The organism is Vibrio aquimaris, assembly GCF_009363415.1.
Lineage (GTDB): Bacteria > Pseudomonadota > Gammaproteobacteria > Enterobacterales > Vibrionaceae > Vibrio > Vibrio aquimaris.
This window is the reverse complement of sequence record NZ_CP045351.1, coordinates 270,014-282,551: the sequence shown is the minus strand read 5'-3', so window position 1 is coordinate 282,551 and position 12,538 is coordinate 270,014. Positions and strand designations below refer to the sequence as shown.

The window sequence follows — 12,538 nt, the reverse complement described above, 5'->3', positions numbered from 1 at the left end:
GAGGAGTAGGGAATGGAACAGAAAGAGATTTGGATCGTAGCGGCGAAGAGAACCCCAATGGGTCGCTTTCAAGGCATGCTATCTGAATATTCTTCGCCTCAGCTAGGGGCTATGGCAATCAAAGCTGCTGTTGAAGAGCACCCGGAAGTTGCTGGATTGATAAACGAAGTGTACATGGGGTGTGTGTTACCAGCAGGAACAGGTCAAGCGCCAGCAAGACAAGCTGCGCTAGGTGCAGGTTTGGATGAAGCAGTCGGGTGTACGACGGTCAACAAAGTGTGCGGGTCAGGAATGAAATCCGTGATGCTGGCACATGATCTTATCCGAGCTGGAAGTGCTAACTGTGTCCTTGCTGGTGGTATGGAAAGTATGACCAATGCCCCTTATCTTCTCAAAGAAGCACGGTCTGGGATGCGCATGGGGCACAAATCCAGCTACGATCACATGTTCCTTGATGGTCTTCAGGATGCTTATCAAGGTGAGTTGATGGGCGTATTTGGTCAACAAATTGCGGATAAGTTGGAGTTTACGCGCCAGAACATGGATGAGTGGGCATCACTTTCTGTTGGCAGAGCGATGCAAGCTCAGCAGCAAAAGTTATTCGATGATGAAATGGTCTCTGTATCTTTGCGAAATGGCGAAGTGCTGGATTATGACGAACAACCACCATCTATAAAGCCAGAAAAAATTCCACAACTTAAACCTGCTTTTGCTAAAGATGGCTCTATCACAGCGGCAAACTCTAGCGCCATTTCTGACGGGGCTGCAGCGCTTGTCGTTATGGATGGACAGTTGGCTCAGCAAAAAGGCTTGAAACCACTAGCGATAATCAAGGGGCATGCTACTCATGCTCGTCAACCATCTGAATTTACTATTGCACCAGTGCACGCTATTGAGCATTTGCTCTCCCAGCTTGATTGGGATATTGATGAAGTAGATCTGTGGGAAATCAATGAAGCTTTCGCTGTCGTAACTCAGATTGCCGTGAAGCAACTTGGTCTTGATAGTGAAAAAGTGAACGTAAAAGGCGGAGCTTGTGCACTAGGTCACCCGATTGGGGCAAGCGGTGCAAGAATTATCGTGACTTTGATTCATAGCTTGCGTCAGCTTCAAAAATTAAGTGGTGATGGCAGTTCGAATGAAAAACGTGTGACGAAGGGTATCGCATCACTGTGTATTGGTGGTGGTGAAGCAACCGCTATTGGAATAGAAATACCATTATAAAAGACAAGGAAAAACAATAATGATTCAGTCAGTTCCCTTATTCATTGGTGGAGAATTCTGCCAGTCTCAAACAACCGAGTGGGTTGAGGTCACAAATCCAGCCACAAGCGAAGTGATTGCTAAGGTTCCATGTGCAACAGAACAAGAAATGGAACATGCAATAAAAAATGCTGCAGAGACCTTTAAATCATGGAAGGACGTGGCGATATCAGAGCGCGCCCGTGTCATGCTTCGTTATCAGCATTTACTTAAAGAGCATCATGATGAGCTTGCAGAGCTACTTTCAAAAGAAACAGGCAAAATTTTAATTGATGCGAAAGGTGATGTTTGGCGAGGGATTGAAGTCGTTGAACAAGCAGCCAATATTGCCAGTAACATGATGGGTGAGACAGTTGAGAATGTTGCAACAGATATTGATTCTTACTCAATGATTCAACCGCTTGGTGTTTGCTGTGGTATTACACCGTTTAATTTTCCAGCCATGATCCCTTTGTGGATGTTCCCACTAGCCATTGCAGCCGGAAATACTTTTGTTCTTAAGCCATCAGAGCAGGTGCCGCTTACGGCGATGAGGTTAGCAGAACTATTTGAACAAGCCGGTGCCCCTAAAGGGGTATTGCAAGTCGTTCATGGCAGAAAAGAGCAAGTTGACACTCTGCTAAAGCATCCTGTTATTCGCGCTGTTTCTTTTGTCGGCTCTGTTCCTGTTGCTCAGTACATCTACAAAACGGGCACTGACTACAACAAACGAGTTCAGGCTTTTGCAGGGGCAAAGAACCATATGGTCGTTATGCCTGATGCGAATAAGGCGCAGGTAATCAACAACTTGGTTGGTAGCTCAGTCGGTGCCGCTGGACAGCGCTGTATGGCGATTTCAGTGGCTGTATTTGTGGGTAGCACAAAAGAATGGATCGAAGACCTGAAAACAGAGATGGCGAAGATGCAGCCCGGTGCTTGGAATGACGATAAAGCGGCATATGGTCCGCTTATCAGCAGAGAAGCGAAAAATCGCGTGGTAGCGCTCATTGAGGAAGGTAAAGCTCAAGGCGCTGTATGCCAGCTAGATGGAACTCAATGCAATGTTGAAGGAATGCCACAAGGAAATTGGTTGGGTCCAACGCTGTTTACAGGTGCTACTACAGATATGTCCATCTACGAGCAGGAAATTTTTGGACCTGTGTTAGTGTGCATGGAAGTCGATACCCTAGATGAGGCCATCGAGCTAATCAATAACAATCCATATGGGAATGGGACGTCAATATTTACTGCTAATGGCGCAGCAGCACGCAAATATCAGCATGAAATTCAAGTTGGACAAGTGGGAATTAATGTCCCTATTCCAGTTCCATTGCCTTTCTTCTCATTTACAGGCTGGCGCGGCAGTTTTTATGGCGATTTACATGCATACGGAAAGCAAGCCGTTAGATTCTATACCGAAACCAAGACGGTTACTTCACGTTGGTTTGATGACGATATCCCGACTGGGCCAAACCTAACCATTCAGTTGCGATAGCGGGAGGCGAAATGGATTTTGAATTAAATGAAGACCAGCGCGCGTTCGCCGAAACGGCGCAGCAGTTTGCCATGGGGCAACTTGCTCCCATGGCAGCAGAGTGGGATGAAAAACAAGTATTTCCAAAGGATGTCATTAAAGCCGCTGGAGAATTGGGCTTTCTAAGTTTGTATACACCGGAAGATGAAGGTGGACTGCAATTAAGCCGGCTAGATTCTTCGATTATTTTTGAACAACTTGCCATGGGCTGTACGTCAACCACGGCATTTATGACCATTCATAATATGGTGACTTGGATGATTGCGAGTTTTGCCTCTAAAGAGGCCAAACAGTCTTTTTGTCCAAACCTGATTTCTGGAGAATGGCTCGGATCCTACTGTTTAACTGAGCCGAATGCGGGTTCAGATGCTGCATCGCTGACGACAAGCGCAAAAAAACAGGCTGACACTTACGTTATAAATGGTGGTAAAGCCTTTATTTCTGGCGCAGGCGATACGGATGTTCTTGTCGTGATGGCGCGTACAGGAGACCAATCGGCAAAAGGCATTTCAGCGTTTATTGTTCCAGCAGATGCTGATGGAATAAGTTATGGACGTAAAGAGCCTAAGATGGGCTGGAACAGTCAGCCTACTCGCGCGATTACCTTTGATAATGTTGTGGTGCCAGAGCACTTCCGTTTAGGCGAAGAAGGGGAAGGGTTCTCTATTGCGATGAAAGGCTTAGATGGCGGACGTATAAACATCGCGACTTGTTCTATTGGTACAGCGCAGCAGGCACTTAATGAGGCCTTGCAATACGTCAAAGAAAGAAAGCAGTTTGGTAAAGAGCTGGCTCACTTTCAAGGTTTGCAATTTAAATTGGCTGACATGGTCACTGAGTTGGTTGCGGCGAGACAAATGGTGCGTTTAGCGGCGAGCAAATTAGATAATAAGGACTCGGAAGCTACGGCATATTGTGCGATGGCGAAACGGTTTGCGACAGATGTTGGATTTAAAATTTGCGATCAGGCTTTACAGCTCTACGGCGGGTACGGGTACATTAAAGAGTATCCGATGGAACGCCATTTTAGGGATGTTCGAGTTCATCAAATCCTCGAAGGAACCAATGAAATCATGCGTCTGATTATTGCTCGCCGTGTGCTAGCAGAAGGCTCTCAGCTACTTTAATTTTAGGGACAGATTACAATGAATATTTCAGAGAGCGGTGCCATTGAGCACACTATCCAAAATCATGTGGCAATTGTCACCATGAATAATCCGCCAGCTAACACTTGGACAGCGGACAGCCTTACAGAGCTTAAACAGCTGGTTTTAGCGTTGAACAATAATAAAGACGTTTATGCGTTAGTTTTAACTGGGCAGGGGGAGAAGTTTTTCTCTGCTGGAGCCGATTTAAAACTTTTTGCCAGTGGTGATAAAGCAGTAGCGGTTGATATGTCACGCCTTTTTGGCGCGGCATTTGAAGCTTTATCGAGCTTTAGAGGCGTCTCCATTGCTGCAATTAACGGTTATGCCATGGGAGGGGGATTAGAAGTTGCACTCGCTTGTGATATTCGTATCGCCGAAGAGCAAGCTGTGATGGCGCTCCCAGAGGCGAAAGTTGGCCTGCTTCCATGTGCTGGGGGAACACAAAACCTAACAGCTTTGGTGGGTGAAGGTTGGGCGAAACGCATGATTTTGTGCGGAGAGCAAGTCACAGCAGAGCAAGCTCTAAATATTAAATTGGTCGAGGAAGTTGTCAGTAAAGGCAATGCGCTAGATGCGGCAATAAGTCTTGCAGAAATGGTTGCTAATCAATCACCATCCTCGGTGACAGCCTGTAAATCTTTGATTCAAAATACCAGAACCAATCCCTTGGCTCATGGATTAGTCAGAGAACGTGAATTGTTTATCCAATTATTTGATACAGAGGATCAGACGGAAGGCGTGAATGCCTTTTTGGAGAAGCGTCCACCTCAATGGAAAAATAGATAGGGGGAGGTATGACAGCATTGGTTCGTTTTGAAGAGCTAAAGTGTAAAGAAGGAAATGCAAAGATCGGTGTTGCAACGCTTGATAATGCACCTTCGTTAAATGCTCTCAACTATGACATGTTGATGCAGCTTAAAACTCAGCTAGAGGTCTGGCATGAAGACGATAACATAGTTTGTGTTTTCCTTGAGGGGCAGGGAGAGAAAGCTTTTTGCGCTGGTGGTGATGTTCGTACTATGCACGATAAGATGAGTCGCGGTTCTACCGAAGAGATCGCATCTTATTGCACTTCTTTCTTCAAACTTGAATATGAATGCGATTACTTGATCCATACTTACTGCAAACCCATCATTGCTTGGGGACAGGGTATTGTGATGGGCGGTGGTATGGGACTCTTTATGGGGGCTAGCCATAAGGTGGTTACTCCAGAAAGTCGCCTCGCTATGCCGGAGATTAGTATCGGGCTTTACCCAGATGTTGGGGCCACATGGTTCTTGAATAAGTTAGATCCCGGAATTGGACTATTTCTTGGTATGACAGGGGTTATGGTCAACGCCACTGACGCATTGGGTATTGGGCTTGCCGATCACATTGTTCGTGCTGATGACAAAGCGGATTTACTCTCTTGTCTCAAAGACGCGCTTTGGTCAGACATTGAAGATGTGTATCAAGAAGTGAGCGTACTTCTCAATGAATTGAATAATAGAGTCAATGGGCACCAGCCTGATTCGCAAATGCTGCCTTTTATTGATGAAATAAAACAAGCATGCAATGCAGAAAGTGTTACTCAAGTGAGTGAAAATATTCTCGGGTTGTCTGGAGAGACGAAATGGATAGAAATCGCCAAAAGCAATCATGCTTTGGGCAGCCCGATTACAGCGCATGTTTGTCATCGCCAATTGACACGATATCGTGATTTGTCGTTGGCAGATTGTTTTCGTCTTGAGCTCAGCTTGTCTGTTCGCAGCTGTTTGCTTGGCGAGTTCCGTGAGGGTGTGAGAGCCCGCCTAATTGATAAAGATAACCAGCCTAAATGGCGATATAGTCGAGTCGACAACGTTGATACAGGCACGATCAACAACTTGTTTAGCTCATTATGGGATGAAAATGACCACCCATTAGCGTCCCTTGGTCACTACTAAAAATAAGGAAATTACTCATGAACACCATTGCGTTTATCGGTTTAGGTAATATGGGTGGACCCATGGCGGAGAATCTGTTGTCTGCAGGGTTTAATGTGCGAGTGTTTGATTTGATGCCAGAAGCGGTAAAAGTTTTAGAGTCAGCAGGCGCCTATGCAGCATCTTCAATCGCGGATGCAGTAAAAGACGCCGAATCAATCATTACTATGCTTCCCGCTAGCCAGCATGTAAAAGATGTATATCTTGGCGATAATAAAGGCTCGAAAGGGCTATTGGATTTGGTTGAAGATGGCGCATTTCTGATTGATTCATCAACCATTGATCCTCATTCAGCGAAAATGGTTGCTGAGAGCGCTGCACAAAAGGGCCTTGATTTTGTCGATGCTCCTGTATCTGGCGGTGTAGCTGGAGCTAAAGCTGGAACGTTAACATTCATTGTTGGTGGATCCGAGGCTGCTTTTTCTAAAGCTGAGAATGTGCTCAAACATATGGGTAAGAATATTTTCCATGCAGGTAAAGCGGGCGACGGACAAATGGGCAAAATATGTAACAATCTGATGTTAGGTATTTTAATGTCTGGTACTTGTGAAGCGCTGAATCTTGGCATTGACAATGGGCTCGATCCAAAAGTCTTATCTAACATTATGCTGCAGAGTTCTGGTCGCAATTGGGCTTTGGAACTTTATAATCCCTGCCCTGGTGTTATGGAGACTTCGCCAGCAAGTAATGACTATCGTCCAGGATTTATGAGTAAGCTGATGCTCAAAGACTTAGGACTTGGGTTAGATGCGGCTTCAATGAGCCAATCTTCGGTCCCAATGGGATCTCTCGCACGAAATCTGTATGCTTTTCATAACGCAAATGGTAATGAGGAGCTAGACTTTTCAAGTTTGTTCGAGTTTTATCAATCAGGAAAGTAATGGGGTACGCGAATGGAACTAAAACATAGTGTTGTAGCTATTACTGGGGCCGGGCAAGGTTTAGGTCAGATGATGGCGACAACATTGGCAAAAGCGGGAGCTGAATTAGCTTTACTCGATGTAAATGATGAAGCCTTGCTAAATACCAAGGAACAGTGCAATGTGCTGGGAGTGAAAGCATTGACCTATAAAGTTAATGTCACAAACGAGCAGCAAGTTGAGCAGGTATTTAGTGACATTGTGAGAGATTTCGGTCAACTGGACGGTTTGATTAATAATGCAGGGATCCTTCGAGATGGCTTATTGATCAAGGTTAAAGATGATGAAATGACCAAGATGTCTCTTGAGCAATTTAATTCAGTGATCGATGTAAACCTTAATGGCACCTTTCTCTGTGGTCGAGAAGCAGCCGCTCAGATGATCAATACCCAACGAAAAGGAGTGATCATTAATATTTCCAGTGTTGCAAGGGCCGGGAATATTGGTCAGAGTAATTACGCTGCGTCCAAAGCTGCTGTGGCAACACTGGCGACTACGTGGGGTAAGGAGCTTGCTCGCTATGGAATTAGGGCCGCCGCGATTGCACCTGGTGTGATAGAAACATCGATGACGGGAGGCATGAAACCAGAAGCTCGAGAGCGTTTGGAGAAGATGGTCCCAGTGGGTCGTATGGGTTCCCCTGAAGAAATCGCTCAAACCGCGAAATTTATTTTTGAGAATGATTACGTTAACGCTCGAGTATTCGAGGTTGATGGCGGAATATTCATGTAAGAAAACGGGTTTTCGTCTAACAAAAGGCACGCTGTTTAGCGTGCCTTACTCTTTTTTACTACATATTCTGGTAGTTGGGTCCACCGCCACCTTCAGGTGGTATCCAAGTGATGTTTTGCGAAGGGTCTTTAATATCGCATGTTTTGCAGTGTAGACAATTGGCTGCATTGATTTGAAGCTTAGGGTTATTATCGACGGTGATAATTTCATATACTCCAGCTGGACAATAGCGTTGGCTTGGCTCGTCAAACCTTGGTAAATGATTCTCAATGGGTATATTTAGGTTTTTGATCACCAAGTGGCAGGGTTGATCTTCCTCGTGTTGTGTGCCGGACAGATAGACAGATGACGGTCGGTCAAAACTCAGCTTACCATCAGGTTTTGGATAGTTTACGCTTGAGCAATCAGAGACTTCTTTCATTCCAAGATGATCTGGCTTGGTGTCTAAGATATTCCACGGGGCTGCTCGGTTAAACAACTTGTGCCAAACATTCTGTTCCAATGTTGCAAGAGCACCACCAGCAATGGCGCCATACCTGTGAATTGATGAGGCAAAATTCCGGCTTAAATGGAGCTCACTATAAAGCCAAGATTGTTCAAATACACTTTGATAATCAGGCGTGTTTTGATTGTTTTCTTCTTTTAACTGTGAGAAAACGGCTTCAGCGGCCAACATGCCTGACTTCATTGCCGTATGGCTTCCCTTTATTTTGCCTGAGTTAAGGGTGCCCGCATCACAGCCAATTAATAGACCACCGGGGAATTGTTGTTTTGGTAGAGAATGAAGTCCACCTTTCGCAATCGCCCGAGCGCCATAAGCGATCCTTTCTCCACCCTCAAGATATTGGCTTATTAGAGGGTGATGTTTAAAGCGTTGAAACTCATCGAATGGACTGAGGTGAGGGTTTGAATAGTTTAAATCAACGATAAGCCCGACGACGATTTGGTTATTATCTAAGTGATAGAGAAAGCTACCGCCGTTTGAATTCGTTTCATTTAGTGGCCAGCCCGCACCATGTAGGACACGACCCGCTCGGTATTTAGGGTGATCATCAGGGACTTGCCATATTTCCTTGAGTCCTAGGGCGTAGTGTTGTGGTTGGCACTCATTGGCGAGCTGGAATTTTTCGATCAGCTCTTTGCCTAGGTGACCTCGCGCTCCTTCGGCAAAAAGAGTATATTTTGCTTTTAGTTCAATGCCGGCTTCGAACGAGGGCTTTTGCTCTCCTGACTTATTTAGCCCCATGTCAGATGTGTTGATACCAATCACTGATCCATTTGAGTCATAATTTATGCTTGTTGCGGCGAATCCTGGATAAACTTCTATCTCAAGCTCTTCGGCTTTTTGACCTAACCAACGACACAGGTTAGCTAAGCTAATAACATGATTTTTCTCGCTATTATGCATAAGATTGGGCGTCATAAAAGACGGCAGTTTTATATGCTGATGATCTGAGGTCATGTAGACAAACTCATCCAAGCTAACTGGATTATTAACAGGAGCCCCTAGATCTTTCCAATCAGGAAATAATTCATCCAAGGCTTTTGTTTCAAATAGTGCACCAGAAAGGATATGCGCCCCAACTTCAGCGCCTTTCTCCACAACGCAAATAGATACAGGCATGTCATTGATTTTACTAAGCTGTGCAAGTTTTATTGCGCTTGACAACCCTGCAGGTCCTGCACCTACTACGACAACATCAAACTCCATACATTCTCTTTCCATTGGTGTAAACCTACCTTTCCAGATTTTGAACACTAATCAATATAGTCTAGTTGACGTAAACGTAAACTTTACTAAGCTATGTATATGACAGAATCGGTGACCAATTGTGTTTAATGTGAAGCCGATCGGCAAAATATAATCGAGAAACTCAGTATAAACATTCTGAATATCAGCCTGTTACTGTTCTGTAGTTACTTTTAGCACCAAGGAGGAGATGTGAAAGTACTAGTAGCCATAAAACGTGTGATCGACCCATATGTAAAAGTTAGGGTGAAGAGTGATGGCAGCGGTGTTGAAACGAATAACGTTAAGATGTCCATGAACCCATTTTGTGAAATTGCAGTAGAAGAAGCGGTTCGTCTAAAAGAGTCTGGCAAAGCGAATGAAGTGGTTGTCGTGTCCATAGGAGATGCTGCGAGCCAAGAAAACCTTAGAGGAGCACTTGCATTGGGAGCTGATAGGGCAATCCACATCAAACATGATGTGTCTCCTGAACCTCTTGCCGTTGCAAAATTGTTGAAAGCGGTCATGGACAAAGAGAATCCAGCGCTTGTGCTTCTTGGTAAGCAGTCAATTGATACGGATAACAATCAAGTTGCTCAGATGCTAGCGGCGTTAACTAACCGTCCTCAAGGCACTTTCGCCTCTGATGTTAATCTAGATAATGATCATGTTAGCGTGACTAGAGAGGTCGATGGCGGACTTGAGACCGTCAAACTTCAGTTGCCTGCGATCATTAGTACCGATTTAAGGCTCAATGAACCACGTTATGCATCCTTGCCGAATATCATGAAAGCTAAAAAGAAACCTTTGGAGGTTATTACCGCAGATGACTTAGGCGTAGAAGTAATATCGACTCATGAAATCATTGAGGTAATGGCACCAAAGGCGCGGACAGCAGGGGAAATGGTAGCCAACGTGAGTGAGCTAATTTCTAAGCTTAAAAATGACGCTAAGGTCTTATAGGGAGATGGGCATGAATTCAAAAACGTTAGTCATTGTTGAGCATGATAACCAAGTTCTTAGTAGTGATACCTTAAAAACGATTTCTGCCGCTACAGTGCTTAATCAATCAATAAGTGCAATTGTTGTTGGTTGTGATTGTCAGAATGTTGTGGATGCTGTCGCTCGTGTTGAAGGCATCTCAGAAGTGCTAGTGGCAGATTCGGAGATTTACCAAAAGCAGCTCGCAGAGAATACGGCGCCATTGATTCAGCAAGTCGCGGCGAGTTATTCACATCTTTTTGCTCCTGCGACAACGTTTGGCAAGAACTTGATGCCTAGGGTTGCGGCTTTGCTTGGGGTCGGTCAACTATCAGATGTTATCAAAATCGAATCTGAGGACACAGTCATTCGTCCTATCTACGCGGGTAACGCGCTGGCCAAAGTAAAGTCATTAGATAAAGTTAAGGTGATGACAATCCGAAGCTCTGCGTTTGACAATGCAGCGGTGACTGATAATGCGAAAGCTGAAATCAAGGTTGTCGACATTAATATCGGTAACGACATATCTGACTTAATTGAACGCCAAAAAACGCAAAGTGCTCGTCCAGACTTACCTGCTGCGAGAGTAGTTGTATCAGGTGGTCGAGGAGTAGGCAGTAAGGAAAATTTTGCTCTAATCGAACAACTAGCGGACAAACTTGATGCTGCTATTGGTGCCTCTCGTGCCGCAGTGGATGCCGGCTTTGTCTCTAATGATTTACAAGTGGGTCAGACAGGGAAGATAGTTGCGCCTGAGCTTTATATTGCGGTTGGAATATCTGGCGCCATTCAACACCTTGCTGGTATGAAAGATTCGAAAGTGATTGTTGCCATCAATAGTGATCCGGAAGCGCCAATCTTTGAGGTGGCCGACTATGGCTTAGTGGGAGATCTGTTCGAAATACTGCCAGAGCTGACACAAGCTGTTTAGTACATAGCTGCAAACTGTGACTGCAACTCCGATAATTGCTTTTTCACTTATCGGAGTTTTTCAGTTGAAGCTAACTCAACTAGGACCAAATACACGTAAAAGACCGATGAGTCTGATTAGATTTCCTAAACTTATCCTATTGGGTAGTTTTTAGGATGTCCTATAAATGACAATAAATTTAGATATCGCCACTCTATCAATCATTTGTGTATTACTCTCCGTGTGTTATTGCATAGGGCTTTTTTTAATTCAGAGACTTCAGCCAAGCGTATGTGGCATTAATACGATTGCGACTTCTTTACTACTACTTTCTCTTAGCTTCTTTTTTCTTAGTTTCGGCAATGATGTAACGCTTTGGTTATCCAAGATTCTAGCGAATTCTTTAATGGCTTTTAGCTATATTTTGTTGCTTATGGGAATTTGTCAGTTTAGAGGCTTTAGCGTGAAGCTCGCTAATGTCGGATTCTACAGCTTTCCTGTCCTTGTTGTTGGATTAACCTATTTTACCTTTTTCATGCCTTCGACTAGTGCGAGGGTGATTTTGATGTCGATTTACATCTCGACCATGTGCTTTGTTTCTATTATTGCTAACCACAAAGGCAAAAGCATTGATATATCGCCTTCGACAGTTTTGCTTTCTGTTGGGCTCGCGATTCAATCTAGCTATAACTTGTTTCGCTTCGGCTGGAGCTTATTTGAAGGTGTGGTAGATGACTTTATGCATGTAGGAAATGTGCATCAATTAGCCTTTGTTAGTACTCTACTCATGATTATCTTAATCTTTTTTTCAGTGACTTGGATGCTGACAGGGCGCTTGGTGGCGACGCTGCATAATACTGCGATTAAAGATGACCTAACTCAACTGTATAACCGCCGTGCACTTGAGGAGTTGATTCCAACAGAGGTCGCTAGAGCTCTTAGGCATGGTCAACCTTTATCGATAGTCTTACTCGATATCGACCATTTTAAACAAGTGAACGATACTTATGGCCATCAGATAGGGGATAAGGTACTAAGTACAATCGGCAGTATACTCAAATTACACACTCGTAGGGATGATCTGAGTTTTCGCTATGGTGGGGAAGAGTTCATGGTATTACTACCCAATACCGAGATCGAGAAAGCACTGATTGTGGCAGAAAAATTAAGAGAGGAGATAGAAAACTCTCGAATGTTGCCAAGTAAAAAAGATCGCTGTACAGCAAGTTTTGGGGTTACACAGTTACGTGATGAAGAGTGGCAAAGCGCTGTAGAGCGTGCTGATGTTGCACTCTACAACGCCAAAGAAAACGGCCGTAACCAAGTTATTGAAGGGAGAGTTAACCTTGTCTCGACTGTTAATGGAGAAGAAAGTTAA

Annotated in this window: 11 protein-coding genes; 10 read left to right on the top strand and 1 reads right to left on the bottom strand. The window is 44.4% G+C overall.

Translation table 11 applies throughout. The features are described 5' to 3' along the window. Positions 1–12 precede the first annotated feature (12 nt). The 7 genes from FIV01_RS15835 to FIV01_RS15805 are packed head-to-tail and all read left to right on the top strand — an operon-like array spanning position 13 to position 7,540. Entirely contained in the window at positions 13–1,224 is a 1,212-nt protein-coding gene (locus tag FIV01_RS15835; RefSeq protein WP_152431967.1) for an acetyl-CoA C-acyltransferase, read from the top strand. A 19-nt stretch (positions 1,225–1,243) separates the two neighbouring features. After that, complete coding sequence (locus FIV01_RS15830; RefSeq protein ID WP_152431966.1) at positions 1,244–2,737, top strand: CoA-acylating methylmalonate-semialdehyde dehydrogenase; 1,494 nt, start codon at positions 1,244–1,246, stop codon at positions 2,735–2,737. Positions 2,738–2,748: 11 nt separating this feature from the next. Beyond that, complete coding sequence (locus FIV01_RS15825) at positions 2,749–3,903, top strand: acyl-CoA dehydrogenase family protein (RefSeq protein ID WP_152431965.1); 1,155 nt, start codon at positions 2,749–2,751, stop codon at positions 3,901–3,903. Between the two features lie 18 nt (positions 3,904–3,921). Then, on the top strand, positions 3,922–4,710 hold the full coding sequence (locus FIV01_RS15820) for an enoyl-CoA hydratase (RefSeq protein WP_152431964.1): 789 nt from the start codon (positions 3,922–3,924) through the stop codon (positions 4,708–4,710). A gap of 8 nt (positions 4,711–4,718) precedes the next feature. Beyond that, positions 4,719–5,849 (top strand): enoyl-CoA hydratase/isomerase family protein, encoded by a 1,131-nt coding sequence (locus FIV01_RS15815; RefSeq protein ID WP_152431963.1) that lies wholly within the window; start codon positions 4,719–4,721, stop codon positions 5,847–5,849. A 17-nt stretch (positions 5,850–5,866) separates the two neighbouring features. Continuing rightward, positions 5,867–6,769: a 3-hydroxyisobutyrate dehydrogenase gene (gene mmsB / locus FIV01_RS15810; protein ID WP_152431962.1), complete on the top strand. Its 903-nt coding sequence runs from the start codon at positions 5,867–5,869 to the stop codon at positions 6,767–6,769. Positions 6,770–6,781: 12 nt separating this feature from the next. Then, the gene (locus FIV01_RS15805) at positions 6,782–7,540 is read left to right on the top strand and encodes an SDR family oxidoreductase (protein WP_152431961.1); all 759 of its coding nucleotides are present in this window, start codon (positions 6,782–6,784) and stop codon (positions 7,538–7,540) included. A 58-nt stretch (positions 7,541–7,598) separates the two neighbouring features. On the opposite strand, the gene FIV01_RS15800 is transcribed toward FIV01_RS15805, so the two are convergent. Further along, positions 7,599–9,266: an electron transfer flavoprotein-ubiquinone oxidoreductase gene (locus tag FIV01_RS15800; RefSeq protein WP_172971862.1), complete on the bottom strand. Its 1,668-nt coding sequence runs from the start codon at positions 9,264–9,266 to the stop codon at positions 7,599–7,601. A 216-nt stretch (positions 9,267–9,482) separates the two neighbouring features. Here FIV01_RS15800 and FIV01_RS15795 point away from each other — a divergent pair, with 216 nt between their 5' ends. The 3 genes from FIV01_RS15795 (at position 9,483) to FIV01_RS15785 (ending at position 12,538) form a co-directional block, all read left to right on the top strand. Further along, positions 9,483–10,232, top strand: coding sequence for an electron transfer flavoprotein subunit beta/FixA family protein (locus FIV01_RS15795; RefSeq protein ID WP_152431960.1), 750 nt, complete (start codon positions 9,483–9,485; stop codon positions 10,230–10,232). Positions 10,233–10,242: 10 nt separating this feature from the next. Beyond that, positions 10,243–11,181 (top strand): electron transfer flavoprotein subunit alpha/FixB family protein, encoded by a 939-nt coding sequence (locus tag FIV01_RS15790; protein WP_152431959.1) that lies wholly within the window; start codon positions 10,243–10,245, stop codon positions 11,179–11,181. Between the two features lie 166 nt (positions 11,182–11,347). Beyond that, positions 11,348–12,538 carry a GGDEF domain-containing protein gene (locus FIV01_RS15785; protein WP_152431958.1) on the top strand — a complete coding sequence of 397 codons (1,191 nt, stop codon included), beginning with the start codon at positions 11,348–11,350 and terminating at the stop codon, positions 12,536–12,538.